Origin of the sequence: Bradyrhizobium jicamae, from assembly GCF_018130215.1 — a bacterium.
Classification (GTDB): Bacteria; Pseudomonadota; Alphaproteobacteria; order Rhizobiales; family Xanthobacteraceae; genus Bradyrhizobium; species Bradyrhizobium jicamae_A.
Map to the genome: position 1 here is coordinate 122,011 of NZ_JAFCKQ010000011.1, position 24,212 is coordinate 146,222.

17 protein-coding genes and 1 pseudogene are annotated in these 24,212 nt (G+C 64.4%); 6 read left to right on the plus strand and 12 right to left on the minus strand.

All coding sequences use genetic code 11. The annotated features are described in order from the left end of the window. Positions 1-9: 9 nt before the first annotated feature. From JQ586_RS15420 to JQ586_RS15445, 6 genes and pseudogenes are all read right to left on the minus strand, one after another. A complete protein-coding gene (locus JQ586_RS15420; protein WP_212395429.1) occupies positions 10-1,260 on the minus strand; it encodes an adenylate/guanylate cyclase domain-containing protein in 1,251 nt (416 codons plus the stop codon). After that, positions 1,257-1,649 (minus strand): response regulator, encoded by a 393-nt coding sequence (locus tag JQ586_RS15425; protein WP_212395430.1) that lies wholly within the window; start codon positions 1,647-1,649, stop codon positions 1,257-1,259. Before JQ586_RS15425 ends, JQ586_RS15420 begins: the two co-directional genes overlap by 4 nt. After that, positions 1,646-3,103 (minus strand): annotated as a pseudogene (locus JQ586_RS15430) (sensor histidine kinase); the annotation flags it as partial. The pseudogene JQ586_RS15430 and the gene JQ586_RS15425, both read right to left, overlap by 4 nt. Before the next feature lie 1,127 nt (positions 3,104-4,230). After that, positions 4,231-4,791, minus strand: coding sequence for a GNAT family N-acetyltransferase (locus JQ586_RS15435; RefSeq protein WP_212395432.1), 561 nt, complete (start codon positions 4,789-4,791; stop codon positions 4,231-4,233). A gap of 18 nt (positions 4,792-4,809) precedes the next feature. Beyond that, complete coding sequence (locus tag JQ586_RS15440; protein WP_212395433.1) at positions 4,810-7,167, minus strand: Orn/Lys/Arg decarboxylase N-terminal domain-containing protein; 2,358 nt, start codon at positions 7,165-7,167, stop codon at positions 4,810-4,812. 252 nt (positions 7,168-7,419) lie between these two features. After that, positions 7,420-8,013: a lipopolysaccharide assembly protein LapB gene (locus tag JQ586_RS15445; RefSeq protein WP_212395434.1), complete on the minus strand. Its 594-nt coding sequence runs from the start codon at positions 8,011-8,013 to the stop codon at positions 7,420-7,422. A 517-nt stretch (positions 8,014-8,530) separates the two neighbouring features. On the opposite strand from JQ586_RS15445, the gene JQ586_RS15450 reads away from it, so the two are divergent. Continuing rightward, positions 8,531-10,126: an EAL domain-containing protein gene (locus tag JQ586_RS15450; RefSeq protein ID WP_212395435.1), complete on the plus strand. Its 1,596-nt coding sequence runs from the start codon at positions 8,531-8,533 to the stop codon at positions 10,124-10,126. 80 nt (positions 10,127-10,206) lie between these two features. Here the strand turns inward: JQ586_RS15450 and JQ586_RS15455 are convergent, their stop codons facing one another. The 3 genes from JQ586_RS15455 to JQ586_RS15465 form a co-directional block, all read right to left on the minus strand. Further along, a complete protein-coding gene (locus JQ586_RS15455; protein WP_212395478.1) occupies positions 10,207-11,940 on the minus strand; it encodes an adenylate/guanylate cyclase domain-containing protein in 1,734 nt (577 codons plus the stop codon). A 138-nt stretch (positions 11,941-12,078) separates the two neighbouring features. Further along, positions 12,079-12,519, minus strand: a complete 441-nt coding sequence (locus tag JQ586_RS15460; RefSeq protein ID WP_212395436.1) for a cupin domain-containing protein — start codon at positions 12,517-12,519, stop codon at positions 12,079-12,081. A gap of 63 nt (positions 12,520-12,582) precedes the next feature. After that, positions 12,583-13,137 (minus strand): PAS domain-containing protein, encoded by a 555-nt coding sequence (locus JQ586_RS15465; RefSeq protein WP_212395437.1) that lies wholly within the window; start codon positions 13,135-13,137, stop codon positions 12,583-12,585. 481 nt (positions 13,138-13,618) lie between these two features. Between JQ586_RS15465 and JQ586_RS15470 the strand changes: the two genes are divergently transcribed. Together JQ586_RS15470 and JQ586_RS15475 are read left to right on the plus strand one after the other, a co-directional pair. Beyond that, complete coding sequence (locus JQ586_RS15470) at positions 13,619-14,416, plus strand: rhomboid family intramembrane serine protease (protein WP_212395438.1); 798 nt, start codon at positions 13,619-13,621, stop codon at positions 14,414-14,416. 189 nt (positions 14,417-14,605) lie between these two features. Next, positions 14,606-15,034 (plus strand): CBS domain-containing protein, encoded by a 429-nt coding sequence (locus JQ586_RS15475; RefSeq protein ID WP_212395439.1) that lies wholly within the window; start codon positions 14,606-14,608, stop codon positions 15,032-15,034. A gap of 3 nt (positions 15,035-15,037) precedes the next feature. Here the strand turns inward: JQ586_RS15475 and JQ586_RS15480 are convergent, their stop codons facing one another. Continuing rightward, positions 15,038-16,075 (minus strand): patatin-like phospholipase family protein, encoded by a 1,038-nt coding sequence (locus JQ586_RS15480; protein WP_212395440.1) that lies wholly within the window; start codon positions 16,073-16,075, stop codon positions 15,038-15,040. A gap of 236 nt (positions 16,076-16,311) precedes the next feature. Between JQ586_RS15480 and JQ586_RS15485 the strand changes: the two genes are divergently transcribed. Further along, positions 16,312-17,382: a hypothetical protein gene (locus JQ586_RS15485; RefSeq protein ID WP_409410991.1), complete on the plus strand. Its 1,071-nt coding sequence runs from the start codon at positions 16,312-16,314 to the stop codon at positions 17,380-17,382. Between the two features lie 173 nt (positions 17,383-17,555). Further along, positions 17,556-20,051, plus strand: coding sequence for a bifunctional diguanylate cyclase/phosphodiesterase (locus JQ586_RS15490; RefSeq protein WP_212395442.1), 2,496 nt, complete (start codon positions 17,556-17,558; stop codon positions 20,049-20,051). Positions 20,052-20,110: 59 nt separating this feature from the next. Here JQ586_RS15490 and JQ586_RS15495 read toward each other — a convergent pair whose 3' ends face one another. Continuing rightward, entirely contained in the window at positions 20,111-20,674 is a 564-nt protein-coding gene (locus JQ586_RS15495) for a nitroreductase (RefSeq protein ID WP_212395443.1), read from the minus strand. An 84-nt stretch (positions 20,675-20,758) separates the two neighbouring features. Beyond that, the gene (thrS, locus tag JQ586_RS15500) at positions 20,759-22,804 is read right to left on the minus strand and encodes a threonine--tRNA ligase (RefSeq protein ID WP_212395444.1); all 2,046 of its coding nucleotides are present in this window, start codon (positions 22,802-22,804) and stop codon (positions 20,759-20,761) included. Between the two features lie 271 nt (positions 22,805-23,075). Here thrS and JQ586_RS15505 point away from each other — a divergent pair, with 271 nt between their 5' ends. Beyond that, complete coding sequence (locus JQ586_RS15505; protein ID WP_212395479.1) at positions 23,076-24,212, plus strand: MFS transporter; 1,137 nt, start codon at positions 23,076-23,078, stop codon at positions 24,210-24,212.

Here is a 24,212-nt window from a genome sequence, read left to right on the forward strand (position 1 = left end):
ATGCGTACATTACTCGACGAGCATGCGGACGCCCTTTGCCCCGTTGAGCAGGCGTCTCAGGTGGAAACCGGCGAGAGGGTCATCGGCATGCAAGCCGACAAGCGCGGCAAAAGCCGGTATTGCGGCCGCGTCCCCGGCCTCGAGCTTGGCGAAGGCTTCGGTGTATTGCGCCGTTGCCTCCGCCTTGAAGCTTTCAGCCGGCAGAGGTTCGTAAGCACGCAACGGCTCGCTGCGCCCGCGCAAGACGAGATCGCCGACGGGGCGGCCGAGGAAATTCACCGCGGCATCGGCAACCATCGCACTGACGCAGATGCGGGTTCCCAGGAATTTGTTTGCTGCTTCCAGCCGGGCCACCGTATTGGTGGTGTCGCCGTATGCGGTGTAGTCGAAGAAGCGGCTCCTGCCGAAATTGCCCACCAGCGCCGGACCGGCATGGACGCCGATCCGGGTGGCACCGAAATTCACGCCCTTTGTCCGCCACCGTGCCCGAAAGGCTTCGGCCCAGGCATCGATGTCTTGCGCGCAGACGATCGCGCGCGTCGCATAGTCCGGCTGGTCTCCGGGGGCGTTGAACAGAATCTGGATCGCATCGCCGATCACCTTGGCCACCGTGCCCTCATGCGCGAACACGATCTCGGTCATTCCACCCACATATTCGTTGAGCATGTCGCCCAGCACATCAGGCGCCACGGTCTCGACGACGGAGGTGAATCCGGTGACATCCGTAAAGATGGCGGCAACATCGCGCCAATGCGCCTCGGTGCCGTTGCCATCCGTACCGGCGGCCAGGCGCTTGGCGAGCGCGGGGGAGAAAAAGCGGGACAGCGAAGCGAGCGCACGCTCGGCCTCCGCCTGACGATGCCTGGTCTCGCGCAGCATCTCGATGTGGCGCAGCGTCTTCTCGATGGTCGCCTCGAGATCGGCGAAATCGATCGGCTTGGTAACGAAATCAAACGCGCCACGATTCATGGCGGTGCGGATGTTGCTCATGTCGCCATAGGCGGAAACGATGACGGTCGCCTTCTTGTCGTCGGCTTGCTGCAGCTTCGCGAGCAGCGTCAGGCCGTCCATCCGCGGCATGTTGATGTCGGAGACCACCAGATCGATGCTTGGACGCAGTTCGAGTGACTGCAGCGCTTCAAGTCCGTCACGCGCGAACATGAAATCGAAAACCCCCTCGCGAATCTGCCGCCTGAACGTCTGGAGGACCAGTGCCTCCACGTCGGGCTCGTCATCGACCACGAGGATGGTTGCGGTCATGCGGCCTGCTCGAGCCTTGTATCGATCTCCTGACGCAGCGCCGCGAAATCGATCGGCTTGGTCAATAGATCGGTCGCACCGCTCTCGAGCGCCCTTCGCCTGGTTTCCGCATCGCCGTAGGCCGTGATCATGATAACGGGAACGTCGGGCCGCGCCGCGCGCACGATCGGAAGCATCTCCAGCCCGCTCATGCCGGGCATGTTGATATCGGACAGGATCAGAACGAGCGTGCCGTCATCCCTGATCTCGATCGCGCGTCGCAGCGCCACCGGCGCCGACGGAGCAAACTCCATGAGAAAGCGGCCGACGCGCAGATCGCGCCGGAATTGCTGGCGAAACAACATTTCGACGTCGGGCTCGTCATCGACGACCAGAATATAGATGTTCAACTCTTGCCTCCGCTCAACTGTTGTGCGGACGCTGCCCTCGGCAGCATGATGATGAATTCGGTGAAGTCGCCCGGCACGGTCTCGACCGCCATTCTGCCGCCGTGCTGCTTCACGATGATGTCGTGGCAGATCGAAAGACCGAGCCCTGTGCCTTCGCCCGCCGGCTTGGTGGTGAAGAACGGATCGAAGATCTTCTCCCTCACCTCGGCTGGAATACCGGTGCCGTTATCGCGAATCCGGATTTCCACCGCGCTGCCGAGGTTTCTTGTCGTCGCGCTCAGCGTAGGTTCGAAGCCGTCCCCGGCTGCCTCCTTGCGTTTGGCGGCTGCATAGAATCCATTTGAGATCAAATTGAGGAATACCCGCGCGATCTCCTGCGGGTAAAGATTGATCGTCCCGGCAACGGGATCGAGGTCTCGCACAAGGGTGACGTTGAAGCCGGGCTTCTCTGCGCGCGCGCCATGATAAGCCAGGTTGAGGCTTTCCTCGACGATCGCGTTGATGTCGGCGGGACGGCGCTCGCCGGAGCCCTGACGCGAGTGCATGAGCATGTTCTTGACGATGGAATCGGCGCGCTTGCCGTGGTGCACGATCTTCTCGAGGTTGCCCTGCAGCATCTGCGTGAGTTCGTCGACGTCTTGCCTGGCCTGCTCGTCGAGCGCGGCGGAGCGCAGTGTTTCACTGAGTTCGTCGATCAATTCCGAGGAAAGCGAGGAGAAATTGTTGACGAAGTTGAGCGGGTTCTTGATTTCATGCGCGATTCCGGCCGTGAGCTGACCGAGGGAGGCAAGCTTCTCGGTCTGGATCAAGCGGTCCTGCGCGGTGCGCAGATCATCCAGTGACTGCGAAAGTTGCGTCGTGCGTTCGCGCAGTTCGTTCACCAGCCGGGCATTCTCGATGGCGATCACCGCCTGGTTGGCGAAGCTTGAAACAAGCTCGATCTGCTTCTGCGTAAACGGCTGCGGCCGGATGCGCGCCAGGAAGATCACACCTATCACGTCCGCTTCCCGCAACAGCGGGACGCCAAGCGCCGTCCGGTATCTTGCGACTGCCTGGGCATCCTGCCGGGTGTAGTTCTGGTCAGCCAGCACATCCGCGATATGGACGATCTGCCGGTCGATGACCGTGCGCCCCACCACGCTGCCGCGATCGATGCTGATCGGATGCGATTCGAAATACTCCAGCTGCTCGCGCGAATAGCCGTATCGGGTTGCGGCGCGATAGACGTCGCCGCTCGGCAGGTGAATGAGAGCGCCCTGTGCTTCACAGAGCCGTGTGGCGGATTCGACCAGCGTGTCGAGAACTGCCTGGAGGTTGAATGTCGAGCGGGTGATCAGCTTGAGAACCTCGGCCGTCGCGGTCTGCTGCTGCAGCGACTGTGTCAAATCGCGCCGCACAGCCCGCAGCTCAGCCGCCAGCCGGGTATTCTCCTGCTTCAGATCCGCCATAACGTCCTGCGAGAGCGCGGGCATCGCCAAAAAAACCACATCGATGGATGGCGGCACCGGGCCGCAATCTGCAGCAGATTCGTCGGGAGTATTCCACTTCGCCGATCGTCCGACTACTCATACTTTACCATCGGTTCCACGGCGACAGCCCCCCACACCATCGCAACGCCGGTTGAATGCTCCCGAACCGCGCGGACGCCGCCTCGCCCGGTCAGCGCCGAGCGAAGCACTGGCCCTCACGCCGCGTGGCTTGCCAGCGGAGCTGCCAGCGAGTCCTGTCCCTGGACCAGCGATCTGCCTGCCGCGGGCGGTACGCTGCCACCGAATACCGGTGGCGTAAAGGTCGACGCCATGTAGTTGCGGGAACAGCGGGATGCTTTGTGTCGGTTCGATCGGCATGATGCTCACAGAATAGGCGACGCTGGTGGTGCCATCGCTTGCCCTGAAGCTGCCTCCTCGCGACGTCGACGCGCGAGCCACGACGGAGCAACCGTCGGGCAAATCGGCAAAAATCCGTCAAGCCCCCGCCATGAAAATAATTCGGTTTATCAGTAGACCAAATCAGTATATAGATTTTCGCGTCTCACCCGCTCGAGGGGCGCTTCGCGATCGTCACGAACGTTGTGGTGGGATGCGGTGGACGCTGCGTGCGTGACTGACGAGAGCGCATGAAGCGGACGGCGAAATCGTGCAGGCCTGACGCCCTAGTGGCAGGTGTCCTGTCAGCAAGAGACCAAGGTCTCTTGCTGACGGCGGTGACAAAAGAGCCCAGTCTCGCCGGGGCGAGCACGTATAAGCCGTAACCCATCGCGCAGGGAAAGCCGGGTTGTTTCCGGTTACACCTGTGGTCCTACCCCCGTGCTTTCTACATTGCACGGGGCCCATGGGTGCGATCGGCACCCGGCTTTCCCTGCGCCCTCTCCCAGAGAAGAGGGTGAAACGAGATGCCAAGCTCGGGCAAATCATGTCGCGAGAACGCGAAGCTGCGTACTCATCCACCGCTGTCATCCCCCGCGAAGGCGGGCGATCCCGTACGCCGCGGCCTCTCGGCCCAAGCACAGTCGCCTCTGGAATACTGGATCATCGGCACGCGCGGGTGATGACACCGAACGAGAGGGCGCTGCAAAACCCCGTCACCGCCGCGACAGGGGCGCGGGTGGGGGCGGCTCGGTCGAACCGGCGGCGAGCGAGCGCTGCATCATCACGCTGTCGGCCCAGTGGCCATAGCGGTAGGCGACGCCGGGCAGGTGTCCGACGCGGGCGAAGCCGAAGCGCTCGTGCAGCGCCAGCGAGGACGCATTGTCGGAGTCGATGTAGCCGATCATCTGGCGGAAGCCTGCCGCGGCGCAGGTGTCGATCAGTTCCTGCAGCAGCTTCCCGCCGACGCCTTGTCCGACATACTGGTGATGGATGTAGATGGAATGCTTCACCGTATAGCGGTAGGCCGGGCGCTTGCGGAACATCACGACATAGGCATAGCCGACGACATCTCCGTTGCAGACCGCGACCAGATGCGGCAGGCGGGTGTTGCGCAAATTCTTGCGGCGGTCGCGCAGATCGTCCGGCTCCGGGGTGCCGCTCTCGTCGACGTGGTCCTCGACGCCACGGCGGATGTGGTGGCGGTAGATCGAGAGCATGGCGTCGACGTCACTGTCGCGCGAGGCGCGGACAGTGATCTTGTGGTTATTCTCCATTGCGTGGCGTCCGTTCGCTTATTCCGATACGACATAGGTGTAGAAGCGAACGCGGCCGGATGCATCAATTTCCTTGTAGATACCCTGAACCTCGACCTCGAAGCCGGGGAAAGCGTTGAAGCTCGCCTCGAACATCCGCAAGTAATCGATCATCGGCCGGCTGCGTTCGGACAGCCGCTCGCCGGGCACGATGGTGGCGATGCCGGGCGGATAGACCACGAACGGGGTCGCGGCGATGCGGCCGAAGATCTCGTCGATCGGCAGGTAATCGACGTCGTTGCGCACCAGGTAACGCGACGCCGCGCGCGGCGACATCGCGATTTCGGGCAGGTGCTCGGGCAGGAACTGCCTGGCCTGCAACGCGCTGACATTGGCATCGCGGAAGAAGCGGTGCATGTCGCCGCAGAGGTCGCGCAGCCGCACCCCGGCATAGCGGTTCGGGCGGCGGCGGTAGAATTCGGGGATGACGTCCTCGATCAATGCATTGTCGTCGTGCAGCTTCTTGAAGGCGACGAGCCCGGAGATCAGCGTACCGGCCTTGCTGGCCTCGACACCAGGCGTCAGCAGGAAGAGCAGGGAGTTGAGGTCGTTCTTCTCGGCAACGATGCGGTTCTCGCGCAGATATTGCGCGACGACCGGGGCGGGGATGCCGTGGTCGGCATAGGCGCCGGTGGCGTGATCGAAGCCCGGCGTCAGCAATGTGAGCTTGTTCGGATCGGTCATGGCGAAGCCCGCCGTCGCCTCCGGGAAGCCGTGCCAGGTCTCGCCCGGCTTGAGCTGCCAATAGGCCGGGTTGGTCGCGAGCTGGTCGGTCGAGATCGTCTCCCAGGCGACGTTGTGCACGCCGCCTTCGCGGGCCACGTCGGGGATCATCACGCGGTCTGGCACGAACGGCTCGAAGAACCAGCGCCGCTCGAGCCGGGTTTCGTTGTCCTCGAATTCGCGCTTCAGCGCGCGGATCTTCTTGCGCAGCTCGATGCCGAGCCGGATCGTGTCGTCCCACAGCACCTCGCCCGAGCGGCCCTTCATCATCTGTGCGCCCACGTCGAGCGAAGCGAACAGCGGGTAGAATGGCGAGGTCGAGGCGTGCTGCATGAAGCTTTCGTTGAAGCGGCGGTGCTCGACCCGGCGCTTCTGACCCCTGATGTGGCGGTCGCGGATGTGGATCTGCGAGGCCTGCGAGAAACTCGCGAGCTGCTTGTGGGTCGATTGCGTCGCGATGATGCCCGGCGCCTCGGAGCCGAGATCGGACAGCCCCATGGCAAAGCGTCCCGCATAGATCGGGTGAAATTTCATGAAGCCGGCCCAGGCTTCGTCGAACAGGATGTAGTCGCAGAGATGGCCGACGCGCTTGAGGATCATCTCGGCAGAGTGGATCGTGCCGTCATAGGTACACTGCTCGACGACGGCGACGCGGAACGGACGTTCCTTCTTCCAGGCGTTCTCGTCCTTGACCAGCGGATGCTTGCGGATGGCGTCACGCAAGGCACTCTCCTCGAGCAGGTCCCAGCGCATCGGGCCGATCAGGCCCCAGGCGTTGCGTACCGTCGGCACATAGACCGGGATGCCGCCGCCGATCAGCAATGCGCCGTGATGCGCGGCCTTGTGGTTGTTGCGGTCGAACAGCACGAGGTCGCCGTCGGTGACCAGCGAGCCGAGCGCGACCTTGTTGGAGGTCGAGGTGCCGTTGAGCACGAAATAGGTCTTCTCGGCGCCGAAGATCCGCGCCGCCTCCTTCTGCGCCTTCAGCGCCGGCCCCTCATGGGTGAGGAGGTCGCCGAGATCGAGCACGGAATTGTCGAGATCGTCGCGAAACACCGCTTCGCCGAGATGCTCGACGAACACCCGCCCGATCGGGCTGCGGCTGTAGAACACGCCGCCATTGTGGCCCGGGCAGGTCCAGAGCTGGTTGCCTTCCTCGGCATAGTCGACCAGCGCCCCGAAGAACGGCGTCTTCAGGTTCTCGGCATATTGCTTGAGCCGGCTGATCAGGTTCTTGGCGATGAAGGGCGGGGTTTCCTCGGACAGGAACACATAGCCGTCGATGAAATCCAGCACCTCGACCGGCAGGTCCTCGAAGCGCTTGCGGCGGATCAGGAGGATGATCGGGAAATCGAGACCCCGCCGGCGCATCAGGTTGATCAGGGCCGCGGTCTTGCCCTCGAGGCCCTTCTTGCCCCAGTCGACCACCATGCAGCCGATGGCCGCATCGGTCTGCACCGCGATCTCGGCATCCTCCAGCTTGCGGGCGCGGACCACCTCGAAGCCGGAGCGCTCGATTTCGCTGATGATCTGGTTGAAACGGATGCCCTCGAGGTCGTCGGCCTCGAAAACCGGCGCTGCGAACAGGAAGTTGAAGCGTTTGAAATAGTCCATGCGTGTCCCCGAAGTGTACCGGCTGACGTGTCGGCACAATTCATGACAGGCAGATGACAATGGCGAAACGGGGATGGTCCGGGATGCCCTTGGCGCGCCTATCCTCGGCATGTCGCCCGAGGCTGTGGATATTCAGGCAGCCCGTTCGGGGACGCCGGGATTTCCGGCGGATGACCCGCGCGTCCGCGGCAGCTGAACGAGCGAAGACGGGTGCACAAGCCGCCTTCGCCGTCACAGGACCGCTGACGCCGTTCAGTAGACCAGGCTGGTGCCGGGCGGCTTCTCCAGCGCGGCCTCGAGCGAACGATATTCGGCGCAATCGGTGCCGCAAATCTCGGCGATGCGCTGCAAATGATATTCTGCCTGATCGCGGTTGCCCTGTTCGATCTGCCACATGCCGTAATAATTCCACGTCAGCACGTGGTTCGGATCGGCCTTCAGCGCGCGCTCGTACCAGACCTGCGACTGCTTGTAGTCGCCGAGCCGGCGATAGGAGTAGCCGATCAGGTTGGCGACGTTCGGATGATCGTCGTGACCGAGCGCATGCAGCTGATCGATCGCCACGGCATAGTCGTTGCGATCATAGATCGTCGCATAGGCCGCGCGATAGCCGTCGCGGAAAGCCGGATCGTCGAACAGCGACTGCTTGCTCGGCTTCTTCACTCTTGTGCTTTTCCTCTCCTTCTGCTGCGGAGGGGGCTCCGAAGGGGCGCTGTAGTCCGTACCGCCGCCTCCACCTCCGCCGCCTCCACCTCCAGCCGCTGCGGCAGGCTGCGGGGAGGACAGGATGATCGGCAGCGCGAGGGTCGCCGCGAGCGTTGCAAGCTTCATGGGTGACGTGATCATGCAAACCTCCAGGTTCGAGAAGGGCACGCGCCGGCCCAAGGCAATAACTCCTTTTCGCGAGGGACATTCCACTCGAGGCGAAAAAAATGTTTGCGGCACACCGAAACTAACACGGGTGTCAGAATTGTGCGTCGCTGTGCGGGAGGTGAGGCGGGCTACAGCCTCGACTCTTCGGTGCTCAAGCTGTGACGGATGCGATTGGCCGGTTGCCTTGTTTGTGCTCGAGGTGCGACGAGCCGTCCCGATGGGTGGCCGACGGGCGATGCTCCTGGTTCTCGGCGCGCGTTTTCAATGCGATTGGCGGGGAGCTGCCAGGATCGGCCAACACGCCAGTCCGACGGGAAAGCATCGGCCCCTCGTCCTGATACTTGGGTCGACGGGCGCGGCGGCCGGCTACAACCATCTTAACGAATGGTTACCAGGCTCCAATTGCTCCTCGATATTGGCTTTACTTCGTACTCACGTCGCAGGCGCACAATCGGCCGGTGATCGGATGCCCGATGACGCGAGGTCGGAAATGAGGCGTTCGCGCATCATCGCTATTGCGATTCTGCTCGCTGCGTTCGGCGCTGCAATGCCGATTGCCGCAGTGCTTTACGTGTCCTGGAATCTCGCAGTCGGAGCCGAGCAGGAACGGTTATCCACATTCGCCAACCGCGCGATCACGCGAGCCAACAGATCGCTCGGCGAAATCAGCGGGGCACTCCGTGCAATGACCGCATTTCGCGGCGGGCCGTGTTCGACCGACCATATCGCCGAGATGCGTCGCCTCACCATGAACACGTCCACGGTCGAAGAGATCGGGTACTTTGAGAACGGTCGCCTCAAATGCACCTCGTGGGGTGTGACCGAAAGCGACATCCCCTATGCCCACGGGGACTACACCACCAACGATGGGATCGAGGTCACCATCCGGATGCAGCCGCTGGTCACCGGGTCGAAGGACTTGATGGCGCTCCAGTACAAATCCTACAACGCGCTGGTGGATCCGTTGCGATTTGTCGACGTGATCGTGGATCCCGGCATGCAGCTTGCCATCGCGAGCGACGATGGCAAGCTGATCGGCGAGCTGAACGGTCCGGACCCCGAGCTGTTGAGAGCCATCATTGCCCAGCCCCGCAATGGCATGAACGAGCTGGGGCTGTTTGCAGTATCAAGAGCAAATGGCTGGATGGCGATCGCCATCGAGCCGCGCGAGGGTATGCTGCCCAACCTGCGCCGCGAGCGGCTCATGCTGCTCCCGATCGGCGCATTCATCGGCCTGTTTATCGTGGGTGTCGTAATCTGGTTTTCCCGCAGGCGGCTCTCGCCGGTCGGCGAACTCGAGATTGCAATCCAGAATCGCGAGTTCCTGGTTCATTACCAGCCCATTGTAGAACTCAAGACGGGTCGCTGCATCGGTGGGGAGGCCCTTGTACGCTGGCGCCGCCCGGATGGGTCGCTGGTGCGGCCGGATCTGTTCATCCCGCTCGCGGAGGAGACGGGGCTGATCATGCAGATCACCGATCAGGTGATCGCCATCGTTGTGGCTGACCTCAAGAAGCACTCTTTGACCTTCCGCGCGCTGCATGTGGCGATCAACGTCAGCGCGGCTGACATAAAGACGGGGAGAATCCTGCCTGTGGTCACCCGGGAGCTCGAGCGGGCCGGTATCGAACCGCAGCAGATCTGGCTCGAAGCCACCGAACGCGGGTTCATGGACATCGAATCCGCGCGCGCGACCATTGCGCTCGCGCGACAGCTCGGTCATTCGGTAGCGATCGATGACTTCGGAACAGGCTATTCGAGCCTGCAGTATCTGCAGGGTCTGCCGCTCGATGCGCTCAAGATCGACAAGGCCTTCGTCGATTCCATCGGCAGAAACACAGCGACCAGCTCTGTGATCACGCACATCATCGACATGGCAAAGACGCTGAACCTTCAAATCATCGCCGAAGGTGTCGAGAACGAGGTCCAGGTGAGTTTCCTGCGTGCTCACCAGGTGGAATTTGCGCAAGGCTGGCTGTTCTCCAAGCCGCTGCCTGTGCTGGAGTTCGTTGATTTTCATCGCCGCAGCAACGGGGACAAGGCGGAGCCTGTCGAACCGAAAGCCGCCCGCAAGGCGAAAGGGTGATTGCCGGGCTTCGGCTTGATCGGGGGATGATGAACGCTATGCCGGCGCTCCAGCGACAGGCAACGATCGCGGGAGAGCGGCTATTTGTGCTCCAGGTGCCTCGCACCGTCCCAGTCCGCCGGGGGCGGGGTCTGTCTGAAGCCCTCGACCCGCGCCTTCAGCGCGATCGACGGACCATCGTCCGGCACCGCTGCGAGGGCCGCCGCGAGCGCTTGCTCCGCCTCGTCCCAGCGCCGCTCGCGATAGGCCGCAAGACCTTCCGCATAGTTCCGCCGCAGCTCGGTCTGCGCCTCGGTCAGCTCGTCCTTCTTTCCGAGGATATCGAACACGGTCTGCGGCTGGCTCTGGCCAACCACGACCAGCCGGTCGATCTCGCGCAGCTCGATCGTATCGGAGCAGCCGGCGGCAGTGGCTTCGGAGATCAGGCAACGGCTGCCGTAGAACTTGTTGGCGCCCTCGAGGCGGGAGGCGAGGTTCACGGTGTCGCCGAGCACCGTGTAGCTCATCATGAATTCGGAGCCGATGCTGCCGACCAGGGCTTCGCCGGTGGCGATGCCGATGCGGATGTCGCAGTCGGTCGGGATCGCGCGCACGCCGAGCAACTCGGGCAGTTCCTTGCGCAGCTGCGTGACACGCCCGATCATGTCGATCGCCGCAAGGCTGGCCAGATGGGTCTGCTCGGTCTCCTCGACGAAGGGCGCGCCCCAATAGGCCATGATGGCGTCGCCGATATACTTGTCGATGATGCCGCGATGGGCATGGATCGGCTCGGACATCGTCGACAAATAAAGGTTCATGATCTTGACCAGGCCGCGCGGCGTCACGCCCTCGCTCAGCGTGGTGAATCCCTTCATGTCGCAGAACACCACGGTCATGACGCGGCGTTGCCCTTCGGTCGCGGCGATCGCCGGCTGGTCGAGCAGCCCTTCGGCGATCCGCGGATTGATGTAGCGGCCGAAGGTCTCGCGGATGCGCTGGTTGTGGCGCAGCGTCTCGATCATGCGGTTGAACGCGGCCGAGAGCTGGCCGATCTCGTCCTGCGTGGTGATGGTGATGGATCCGTCGAGCCGGCCGGCCTCGACCTCGCGGGTGCCTTCCAGGAGCCGCATCACCGGTCCCGTGATGCCGCTGCCGACCAGCATGGCGAACACGAAGCCGAGCACCGCGGCAATTGCCGTGACTGCGGCCGAGATCATGATGGCGTGCTGCTGGGCGCTCATCACTGTCTTCGCGCTGGAGCTGACCTGGGCCAGCATGTCGGCCCGGATGCCTTCGATCCTGCTGTTGAAGTCGTCCCGAAGTCCCTCCGCACGAGCCATCGTCTTTCGCGCGCTGACGAAGTCCTTGGCGTCGAGTTCGTCGAGCAGCGTCTGATTTTCCGTATTCAGCCGCGGCAGCAGGTCGTTGAGCGCATTGTCGATCCGGTCGTCGATGCGTCCGAGAGCGGCATTGTCCGAAGGCGTGCTCGGATCGTTGATGATTGCGACGATCAGCTTGCGCGCGGCATCGGCCTCCTGGTTGATGATCGGATTGATCTCATCGAAGGTCTTGCGCGCCGCCGCGTAGGTCTCGTCTTCGACAGGCCCCTGCGTCTTCGCCATCATCATCCGTCGCATGGCGAGCGAACGTTCGAGCGAGCGGACGTTGACGCGGGCGAGATGGGCGTAGGCCGGAATATAGCGGCTGGTGAGCTCTCCGAGCAGGTGACCGACCTGGCCCGCCATAATCATGGACAGCAGCGAGGTGATCACCGCCAGGACGATCAGCCCCGCGGCGATGCCGACGATCTTCTGCCTGATGGATTTCCTGAACATTCCCTGCCAGTCCGGCCGCGATCGTGCGCGGCCATGGCGTCCCGGCATCGCGGCGGAACAGCTAATACGGTTCCATGGCCCGGTTCGCAAGCTCGCGCGCGATCCCTCCCGCGGCGGGAGGGCGCGGATTGCCGTTGCTCAGCCCTTCCGCGTGTGTCCCCAGGTCTCGTCCCAATCCGCTCCGCTCCCATCGATCACGCGGCCATCGGCTTCGAAGAACTTGTTCGGGACCTGGAAAATCGCAAGCATCAGGCCGCCTTCCGGGCACCAGGCGACGTGGCGGCTGCCGGCTTCGCGCCAGACGAATTCGCCGGCGGCGCAGGTCATGCCCTTTGCCGGACCCTCCTTGTCGACGAGCGCGCCCTCGAGCACGAAGGTCTGCTCGATATTGACGTGCTCATGGTCGGGCAGCACCGCACCCGGCGCAAAACGCATCAGGGCGGTCATCAGTCCGGTCTTGCGGTCGAGCAGCAGCGTTTTGGCTTCACAGCCGGGGAAGCGGGTTTTCTGCCACTCCATGTCCTGCGGGCGAACGATGTGGGAGTGCGTGTCGGCACTCTGCGGCGTCACTGCGTCCATGCGATGATGCTCCGTTCTCGTGAACAGGGCATCCTACCAATGTCGAGGGGAGCCGTCTGCGGCCTAGCGCAGGCCTTCGTAGACCGTCAGGCCGCGGACGATCGAGAGTTTTCGCACCGCACGCGCCACGAACCGCTCCGGCGGGTGCAGATAACGCCACGAGGTCACGGCGAGATCGCGCAGCGTGGAGGTGTTGTCCTCGAAGGGGGCGAGCAGCCCGGTGAGGCTGGCCGGCACGTGCACGCGGGCGGTGAAGGGGAGCAGCAGCAATTCGAGATGGGTCGGTTCGGCGGTCTCGGTGGTCGCCGTGATGCCGACGATCGCAGGCAACGTCTCCTCGGCGACGCAGGTGATGATGTCCTCGATCTCGCCCCGGCTGGTGCCGGCAAACAGCGCAGTGAAGCTGCGGTCCTTGAGGTCGCAACCGAGCAGGGCGCAGGTGCGGGTGCCGGCGACGCGGAAGGGATAGCCGGCCTCGCCGTCATAGGACAGCACGAAAATATCGGTCAGCAGCCCGCGCAACGCGGACGGTTCGAACTCGCTCCGATCGGGTGCGCGCGCATCGCCGCGTTTCGCGTCCCAATAGGCAAAAAACTCGCGGCTGGACTTGTGTTTCATCCGAAGAACCTTGCCCGGCGCCTGTCCTGTTGGAACAAATCTGTCCCGCTTTTGGACAGGCGCATTCCCTTCTCTGTTGTGCAGGGAAGGCTGTGCAGCGTCCATGCCGATGCCGCGTTTTCGGCGACTTGCGGGCACCTTTGTGGTGTTAACGTAAATTTAACTATGTGCTTGGTGCCGCCAGGGAACCTGCGTAGGATCTGCGCGTTCCCGTTCGTGCCGGTCGTCTTCGAGGGCCGGCCACTGACGTATACAGGTGGCGTCAAACAGTTTGGTCGTCGCGCGCGGAGCGGGTGGGGGTGCACTCCCGATCCCTCCGGAGCGCGGGAAGATCAGCCGAATAAGGGAGGGTGTTCTCAGCGCCCTCCCTTTATCTTTGCCTGGTGCCGCGGGCGGCGGGCGATTTTGGGATTGTGCACTTGCACAGTGCCGCGAAAGCCGCCTATCTGGGATTCATCGTGCATTCGAGGCCGTCGACCCCTTGGACTCCTATCCCGAATCCCCGCCCGCGCCGCCGCCGGAGGTGCCGCGCGAGCCCATCCTGACGTTGCCGCCGGCGCTCACCGCCTACATCGTGCTGATCGCGGTGATCCATCTCAGGGTGCTGCTGCCACCGGAGATGGAGAACTGGACGATCGACGTGTTCGGCTTCATCCCCAAGCGCTACGATACGACCCTGCTCGACGTCACTTTTCCGGGCGGTGCCGGCGCCAAGGTCTGGACCTTCGTCACGTATTCGCTGCTGCACGCCAACCTCACCCATATCGGCTTCAACGTGCTGTGGCTGCTGCCGTTCGGCAGCGCGCTGGCACGGCGGTTCGGCGCTATCAGGTTCTTCGTCTTCATGGCGGTGACCGCGGCCGCCGGCGCGCTCGCGCATCTGCTCACCCACGAGCACGCGATCGCGCCGATGATCGGCGCATCGGCCTCGGTCTCGGGCACGATGGCGGCGGCGATCCGCTTTGCCTTCGTCAAGGGCAGCTTCCTGTCCTTCAGCCGCGGCGACGCCGAGGCTGCGGCGAGGGTGCCGGCGCTGTCATTGTCTCGAGCGCTACGGGACGCCCGCGTGCTCGGCTTCCTGGCGGTCTGGTTCGGCGTCAACATCGTGTTCGGGGTCGGCTCGCTCGCGATCGGCGCCGAGGGCGCGAGCGTCGCCTGGCAGGCGCATATCGGCGGCTTCCTCGCCGGGCTGCTGCTGTTCTCGCTGTTCGATCCGATCCCGCGTCCGCGCAGTGATGCTGCAGATGCGTCTTCGGTGGACCAGTCCGGCCGCGTCTGATCGCCGCTTGCGGGGAGAGGTGAATTCCTCCATCATCTTCGCGACGCAAGAGCAAGCAGGCGTACAAAAACAGCGCCGCTGCCCACCGCGCCCCGGAACCGAAATCGGCGCGGAACTGTTGATTGAAGACTCAACGAACAGGCTCGATCCCCGGGTCAAGGGGACACGAACGGATTCAGGGAGGCGACAATGACGGTACGTTCCATTCTCGATGCAAAGGGCCATCAGATTGTCAGCGTCGAGCCTGGCGCGCAGCTCGCGGTCGCGGTGAAGCTGCTCGCCGAGCGCCGGATCGGCGCCGTGCTGGTGCTCAGTCAGGGCCGGATGGAAGGCATCTTGTCGGAGCGCGACATCGTGCGCGTGCTCGGCGAGCGCGGCGCTGGTGCGCTGGATGAGCCGGTCAGCGCTGTCATGACCAGGAAGGTCGTCAGCTGCCGCCAGTCCGACACCGTCAGCGCGATCATGGAGATGATGACGACGGGCAAGTTCCGTCATCTGCCGGTGGTCGAGGACGGCAAGGTGGTCGGCCTGATCTCGATCGGCGACATCGTCAAGAGCCGCGTGCAGGAATACGAGCGCGAGCAGGAAGCGCTGCGCGATTACATCAAGACCGCCTGAGCGCTACTTTCCGCCGCCCGTCGATTGCGGCGCCAGGATCTCGACTGCTTCCTGGATCGAATCGATGGCGCGCTCGGCCGCGCGCACGCCATGGGCGATCAGGTCGTCAGCGCGGTGAAAGTCGAACCAGCCGATCTGGCCGACCCGCGGCGAGATCAGCAGGTCGGGCGGATCGCCGGCGAGGCGCGCGCGCGTGATGCGGTCCTGCATGATGTTGAAGGCGTCCACCATCACGCTCGAGATGCCGGGCCGCGCCGCGCTGCCGAAGAATTCCCGCTTCACGGCGCGCTCGGCGAAGAAGCGGCTGAAGCGCCGCTTCGGCGGCTCGGGCTCGATCGCCGGTTCGGGACTTGCGGCCACCGTCTGCTGATCCGGCTCGGTCGTCGCGCCGTGATTGAAGATGGTGGTCGAGTGAGCGAACACGTCGCTCGACAGGTTGGCCGCGATCACGATCTCGGCGCCGAGCGCGCGCGCGGCCGACACCGGCACCGGGTTGACCATGGCGCCGTCGACCAGCCAGCGGTCCCCGATCAGGACCGGTGCGAAGATGCCGGGCAGGGCGTAGGAGGCGCGCATGGCGTCGACCACGCGGCCTTGGGTCAGCCAGATCTCGTGGCCGGTCCGGACCTCCGTGGCGACGGTCGCGAACTTGACCGCGAGGTCCTCGATCCGCGCGTGCCCGATCGCCGTCTCGAGCTCGGCGGTGATCTTGTTGCCGCCGATCAGGCCGGAGCCGTTGAGGCGGATGTCGAGATAGCCGAACACGCTGCGCGGCTGCAGACTGCGTGCCCATTGCTCCAGCGTGTCGAGATGGCCGGTGGCATAGGCGCCGCCGACCACACCGCCGATCGAGGTGCCGACCACGACGCTGGGGACGATGCCGTGCGCGAGCAGGGTCTTGATGATGCCGATATGGGCAAAGCCGCGTGCGGCCCCGCCCCCAAGGGCGAGCCCGATCACCGGACGGCGAACCGTTCCCAGTCCTATCTTGTCGGGTCCGTCGGAGCCCTTGTTCACACGGCCCATCCAGCTGTCCAACATGGCAACATCTCCTTCCGGCGAAACTAGGCCCCGCAGCGCGGCTCCGCCAGAATCGTCGTTATCCATGGTTTATATGCATGGTTTATGCCCAGCTGGATCGGCGTAGGCAGGAATTGTGACTTGAGCGCGACGCCTAGACCAACACGGGCCGGAACGGACCGTTCCAAACGGGGACGCTTCTGAGAGGAGGCGGACGAAGGCTTGAATTTGCCGCGTTTTCGTTGAAAAGCATGACGATGATTTCGCGGGGCAATGGCGTCAATCGATGCGGGCGGGGCAAGTGGCTCCTTCCGGCGGTGGCGCTTGTGGCTTCTGTGCTCGTCCTGGTCCCCGGCGTCGTATCGGCCCAGTTGTTCAGCGACCCGCCGCCCCCGATTCCGCCGGCTTCGGTGCCGGAGGTTCCCTCCGGCCCGGCACTCAATCTGGCGCCGCCGTCCGGGGCAGGATCCGGTCCGTCGCTGCCGGGGCCCTTGACCCAGCCGACCATCGTCCAGCCGTCGATTGCGACCGTTCCACCAGTGGTGCCACCGCCGGGCGCCTCCACGTCGGGCCAGGCGGTGCTGTCGCTGACCGCGCGTTACGGCAAGGACCTGCCCGTCATCAACAGCGGCCTGGTGTGGCGGGTGTTCTCCGAAAAGCCCGACGACAACGGCACCTTCAGGCTGGTGCGCGAGGACCGCGGCTCCACGCCCAACATCGTGCTGCCCCCGGGCAACTACGTCGTGCACGTCGCGCTCGGTCTCGTCAGCGCGGTGCGGGCGGTCAGCCTGAAATCGGAGACCGATCGCGAGTCCTTCGTGCTGCCGGCGGGCGGCCTGCGGATCGAGGGCCGGGTCGGCGCCAGCAAGATCCCGGCAAACCAGATTTCGTTCGCGATCTACAAGGGCAGCCAGTTCGACGGCTCCGATCGCGGGCCAATGGTGCCGAACGTCGCCGCCGGCGACGTCGCGCTGCTGCCCGAGGGGACCTACTACATCGTCTCCAATTATGGTGATGCCAATTCCGTGGTGCGCTCGGACATTCGGGTCACGGCCGGCAAGCTGACCGACGTCACCGTCACCCACCGCGCCGCCGTCATCACCCTCAAGCTGGTCAGCGAGAAGGGCGGCGAGGCGCTCGCCAACACGGCCTGGTCGGTGATCACGCCTGGCGGCGACGTGATCAAGGAATCGATCGGCGCGTTCCCGCGCGTCGTGCTTTCCGAGGGCGAATATCGCGCGATCGCCAAGAACGAGGGCAAGGTGTTCGAGCGTCCCTTCAACGTTGTCAACGGCGTCGACGGCGAGGTCGAGGTCATCGCGCGCTGACTTCGATCGCATTCATGCAACGGTCACAGTCTCTAAAGCGCACTAACCATCGCGCAACTTAAAGCCTGCGTGGACGCCGCCAGGGCGGCCCGTCCCCCTATTCTTTAGACGCCATTAAGCGCGGCCGATTTGGATGCCGCGGGGACAAGCGTTTGCGTTGAGTGGGGCGCGCCATGGTCGTGGCCAAAACGAAATCAGAGACAAAATCGGGAAGGGCGGCGGCCAAGTTCAGCACCAAGATGTTCGCCGACGTGCCCGTCCTGCAGCGCAAATGGCAGGCTGCGTTGCGACCCGGCGAAAAGCTGCCGCGTTACGAAGACGTGATGCTGGGCAGCCTCGGACGGTTGGCGGATCATATCGCGCTGATGCGCGAGGAAACCGGCACGCTGCGCGTTTCCCACACCGGCCGCTACATCCAGGCATGGCTGAACGACGAGCGCTGGGACAGTCCCCTGAATGCGCTGCCGCCGGATTGCGCCACCGCGCTCGGCGAAGCCACCGCGAGCGCGCTCGAGAACTGCCGTCCCTATCGCGCGTCGGCGCATTGCGTGCGCGACGGCCTGGTGCGGACCTACGACGTGCTCGCGCTGCCGACCTGTTCGCGCTGGGGCGGCACGCTGGTCGGCGTCTACGTCAACGAGCGCAACGCGCAGTACAATCTGCTGGACACGATCTTCTCGGCTACCGATGAGGGCGTGGTGTCGCTGGCCGCCATTCGCGACGCCCGCGGCCAGCCCTCCGACTTCCAGATCGTCCACCTCAATCAGGGCGCCGCGAAGCTGTTGATGGAGCCCGCGACCGGCCTGCTCTGGCGCCGGCTCAGCGTCGGCGGCAACCCGTTGTCCTCGACGGACGTCATCGGCCGGCTGCGCGCCTTCGTCGGACGCGGCGTCGGCGGACAGTTCGAGATCGACAGCGGCGATCGCTGCCTTCGGCTCGGGGTCACTGCGTTCGGCGACATGCTGTCACTGACGCTCTCCGACGTCACGGCGCTGAAGCAGCGCGAGCTCTCGTTCCGCCTGCTGTTCGAGAACAACCCGATGCCGATGTGGGTGTTCGATGCCGAGACGATGGAATTCCTCAGCGTCAACGACGCCGCCGTGCAGCACTATGGATACTCCCGCGACAAATTCCTCGACATGACGCTGCGCGAGATCTGGCCGAAGGATGAATGGGCCATCCATAGCGAGGCGTTGCGCGAGGTCGGCGACGTCTATCAATCAAGCCGCGACTGGCGCCACATCAAGGCCGACGGCAGCGAGATTCACGTTCTGACCTTCGGCCGCCGCGTGGTGTTCGACGGCCGCGAGGGCTACTTGGTGGCGGTGGTCGACATCACCGAGCGCCGCGCCGCCGAGGCGCGGATCGCCCACATGGCGCACCATGACGGGCTCACCAATCTGCCGAACCGCGACTTCCACCAGCAGCGCCTGACCGAGGCGCTCGAGCGCGGCCGGCGGGGCAACACGCGCGTCGCGGTGATGGGCATCGACCTCGACCTGTTCAAGAACGTCAACGATTCCTTCGGTCACCCGATGGGCGACCGGCTGCTCAAGCGGGTGGCGGAGCGGCTGCGATCGGTGGTCAGCGGCGACAATCTGGCGGCCCGCCTCGGCGGTGACGAGTTCGCGGTCGTGCTTGCCGCCGATGTCTCGCCGAACGAGGCAAGCGCCTTCGCCGGGCGGCTGATCGAGGTGCTGAGCGCGCCCTACGATATCGACGGTCTCGAAGTCGTGGTCGGTGCCAGCATCGGCATCGCGCTGTCGCCGAGCGACGGCACGACATCGGAAGAATTGATGCGCAACGCCGACATGGCGCTGTACCGCGCCAAGTCCGAGGGCGGCGGCGTGCATCATTTCTTCGAGCCCGCGATGGACCAGCAGGCGCAGAAGCGCCGCGACATGGAGCGGGACCTGCGCGCGGCCTTCACCAATGGCGAGTTCGAGCTGCATTACCAGCCGCTGGTCGATATTGCCGCGGATCGCACCTCTGGCTTCGAATCGCTGCTGCGCTGGCGGCATCCGCAAAAGGGCATGGTCTCGCCTGCCGAGTTCATCCCGGTTGCCGAGGACATCGGCCTGATCGTCGCGCTCGGCGAATGGGTGCTGCGCGAGGCCTGCTCGGAAGCGACGAAATGGCCGGGCGATGTCAAGGTCGCGGTCAACCTGTCGCCGGTCCAGTTCCGTAGCCGCAACCTGGTCCAGGCCGTGATCTCGGCGCTGGCGCATTCCGGCCTCTCGCCGCGCCGGCTCGAGCTCGAGATCACCGAGTCGGTGTTCCTGGCCGAGACCGAGGCCGACCTCGCGATCCTGCATCAGCTGCGCGAGCTCGGTGTCAGCATCTCGATGGATGATTTCGGCACCGGTTATTCGAGCCTGAGCTATCTGCGCAGCTTCCCGTTCGACAAGATCAAGATCGACCGCTCATTCGTGAAGGACCTGGCGCGGCGATCCGATTGCCTCGCGATCGTGCGCGCGATCTCGGGCCTCGGCCGCAGCCTCAATATCACGACGACGGCGGAGGGTGTCGAAACCGTCGATCAGCTCGACTGGCTGCGCGCCGAGGGCTGCAACGAGGTGCAGGGCTTCCTGTTCAGCGCCGCCAAGCCGGCAGGCGAGATTGCGGCATTGCTGACGGGTTTTGCGGAGCGTGCATCGAAGGCGGCGTAGCTGCACTACGCGTCATACTCGGCCGACCCGGGCAACCATGGTGCTTCGAAGAAGAAGCCTCAAAACCGCGTTACGATATCCGACAGCGCCGGGCGTGGGCGGTCCTCGCTCGGTCTGGTCGGCTTGCCGATATGGATCAGCCCCGCGAGCTTCTCGTCGCTCTTCAGTCCGAAACCGTCGAGCACGTCGCGATCGAACACGAACCAGCCGGTCAGCCAGCACGCGCCGTAGCCGAGCGCGGTCGCCGCGGTGACGATGTTCATCGCGCTGGCGCCCGCGGACAATTCCTGCTCCCACGGCGGCACCTTCGGATGCGGTTTGGTGAAGGAGACCACGCCGATCACCAGCGGCGCATCAGTCAGGCGCTTCTTCTCGATCTCGATGTCGGCTGCCGTCGCGCCGGGATTCTTTCGGGCAAACACCTGCGCGATCACATCGCCGGCGCGAGCGCGGGCGTCGCCCTCGAAAACGATGAAGCGCCAAGGCGCCAGCTTGCCGTGGTCGGGCACGCGCGCGCCGACGGTCAGGATGGTCTCGAGCTCGGCCGGCGAGGGGCCAGGGCCGGTCATCTCGCGCGGTTTGACCGAGCGTCGGGTCTTCAGCAGTTCAATGGCATCGGGCACAGATATATCCTTGAGGTGGAGCCATGCCCCGGAGATAGGGGCACGGCCGAGCCTGCGAAAGCCAGTTTAGACCGATTGTGAAGATCAGGCCGCCGATCGCGCCCGCTTCACGTCCGGCGGGGTGGCTTCTTCGACCAGCGCGGCGATCGCCTCGTCGGTCGGCATCACGGTCTGGCGCTCGCTGCCGAGCCGGCGGACCGAGACGGAATGCGTCTCCGCCTCCTTCTTGCCGACCACGAGCAGCGCCGGGATCTTGGCCAGCGAATGCTCGCGGACCTTGTAGTTGATCTTCTCGTTGCGCAGGTCGATCTCGACGCGCAATCCGGCACGCCGCGCCGCTGCCGCCACCACCTTGGCGTATTCATCGCCTTCGGACGTGATGGTCGTGACGACAAGCTGTGTGGGCGCGAGCCAGAGCGGGAAGTTTCCGGCATAGTGCTCGATCAGGATGCCGATGAATCGCTCCATCGAGCCGCAGATCGCGCGATGCACCATGACAGGCGCCTTCTTCGATCCGTCATGATCGATGTAGAACGCGCCGAACCGCTCCGGCAGGTTGAAGTCGACCTGGGTCGTGCCGCACTGCCAGTCGCGGCCGATGGCGTCGCGCAGCACATATTCGAACTTCGGCCCGTAGAACGCGCCTTCGCCCGGATTGATCTCGGTCTTGATGCGATTGCTGCCGTTGGCCTTGATCTCCGACAGCACGGTCGCCATCACGCGCTCGGCGTGATCCCACATCTCGTCGGTGCCGACGCGCTTCTCGGGACGGGTCGAGAGCTTGACCGTGAGCTCGCCGTCGAAGCCGAAATCGGCATAGGTCGACAGGATCAGGTCGTTGATCTTCAGGCACTCGTCGGCGAGCTGCTGCTCCGTGCAGAACACGTGGGCATCGTCCTGGGTGAAGCCGCGCACGCGCATCAGGCCGTGCATCGCGCCCGACGGCTCGTAGCGGTGCACGACGCCGAACTCGGCGAGCCGCAACGGAAGATCGCGATAGCTCTTCAAACCGTGCTTGAAGATCTGCACGTGCCCGGGACAGTTCATCGGCTTCAGCGCGAACCAGCGCTTGTCCTCCGCCTCGTCGCCGGCGGATTGCGCGGCGAACATGTTCTCGCGATACCAGTCCCAGTGGCCGGAGGTCTCCCACAAGACCTTGTCGAGGATCTGCGGGGCGTTGACCTCGCTGTAGTCGCCGGTCAGCCGCCGCCGCATATAGGCGATCAGCTGTTGGAAGATGGTCCAGCCCTTGGGGTGCCAGAACACCACGCCCGGGCCTTCCTCCTGGAAGTGGAACAGGTCGAGTTCGCGGCCGAGCTTGCGGTGGTCGCGCTTCTCGGCTTCCTCGATCTGCTTCAGATAGGCGTCGAGATCCTCCTGCTTTGCGAAGGCCGTGCCGTAGATGCGCGTCAGCATCGGGTTGTTGCTGTCGCCGCGCCAATAGGCGCCCGCCACCTTCATCAGCCTGAAGGCGTTGCCGATCTTGCCGGTCGAGGTCATGTGCGGACCGCGGCACAGGTCGAACCAGTCGCCCTGGAAATAGATCTTGATCGGCTCGTTGCCGGGGATGGCGTCGACCAGTTCGACCTTGAAGGCTTCGCCCTTGTCGCGGAACACCTGCTTGGTCTTTTCGCGGTCCCAGACCTCTTTCGTGAAGGGCTTGTCGCGCGCGATGATCTCGCGCATCCGCTTCTCGATCGCGGCGAAATCCTCCGGGGTGAACGGCTCGTTGCGGAAGAAGTCGTAGTAGAAGCCGTTCTCGATCACGGGACCGATGGTCACCTGGGTGCCCGGCCAGAGCGACTGCACGGCCTCGGCCAGCACGTGGGCGGCGTCATGCCGGATCAGCTCCAGCGCGCGCGCGTCGTCGCGGGCGACGAAATCGATCTTCGCATCGGCCTCGATCGGATCGTTGAGATCGGTGAGCGAGCCGTCCAGCGCCATCGCCACCGTGCGCTTGGCGAGCGAGGGCGAGATGCCCTTGGCGATGTCCAGACCGGTGGTGCCTTTGGGGAATTCGCGCTTGGCCCCGTCGGGAAAGGTGATCGCGATCTTTTGCAGGGGTTCGGCGGGCTTGAGGTTGGAAAGGCTGTAGTGGAATCCGGATTCGGATTTGGGCGTGTCGTTCATTGACGTCTCCTGTGGCTCACTCCTGCGAACGAGCGCAGGTAAGCGGAAGCAGCGGTATAGCAGGGGATTCGAGCAGAACAAGCGGGCAATATTGGGAAACCGGCACCGAAGCCGATCGCTGTCGTCGACGTTGTCTTGCCGGCGCGACCACAACATCCGACCGCCGCAAGGAGCGCAAATCGAACGACGGCCATGCATTTAGATGCAGTTGCATTGATCTCGGAATTTCTGCTAGAACGCCGCCGTGAAACGCTTCGCTCCGACCGCATTGATGCTTGGAAATGTCGTGACCGGCTGTTCGGTGCTGGCGCCGGCCGGGATGCTGGCGGAACTGTCCCAGAGTCTCGGCGTCACGATCGGCACTGCAGGTCTCCTGATCACCTTCGGCGCGATCGTGCTGTGCGCCGGTTCGCCGGTGACGGCGTGGCTGACCAGCCGGATCGAGCGGCGCGTGCTGCTGACCGCGACGCTGCTGGTGCTGGCGCTGACCAATGCGGCATCCGCCTTCGCGCCCGATTACGACAGCCTGTTGGTCATCCGTCTCGTGATGCTCGCGGTCGGTGTGCTCTATACGCCGCAGGCAGCGGGCACTGCGGCGCTGATCGTGCCTGCGGAAAAGCGCGGCAGCACCATTGCCTACGTCTTCCTGGGCTGGTCGCTCGCCGCCGCGATCGGGCTGCCGCTGATCACCTTCATCGCGAGCCGCTACGGTTTCCGCACGGTCTATGGTGCGATCGCATTGACCGGCTTCGTCAGCTTCGTGCTGCTGTGGTGGCGGCTGCCGGGCGGACTGCTCGGTGCGCCGGTCGACCTCAAGACCTGGCTCGATGTCGGCCGCAATCCGATGATCCTGCTGTTGCTGTTGATCACGACGCTGCAGATGTCCGGGCAGTTCGTGGTGTTCACCTTCATGGGGCCGTTGCTGACGAGGCTCACCGGGGCAAGCCCCGATGCGATCAGCCTCGTGTTCGCGCTCTACGGCATCTTCGGTTTCATCGGTATCGCGGTCGCGACCCGCATCGTCGATTCCTGGGGCGCCTGGAAGACCTCGGTGCTGTTCGCCGGGCTGATGCTCACGGGCGTCGCCGGTTGGGCATTGAGCGCCGGCGCCTATGCGCTGATGGCCGGCTCGGTCGCGGTGTGGGGCCTCGGCTTCGCCTCGACCAATTCGATGCAGCAGGTGCGCCTGGTCGGCGCGGCGCCGGCACTGGCATCGGCCACCGTCTCGCTCAACACCTCGGTGCTCTATATCGGCCAGGCGGTCGGCTCGGCGATCGGTGGCCTGTTGTTCGCGCGCGAATGGCTGCACGGCGCGGGCTATGTCGCGGCCGCCTTCATCGCGCTGGCGCTTGCGCTGGTGATCGCGACGCAGCCGCGCCGGACCATGCACGCGGCAGCGGCCGAATAG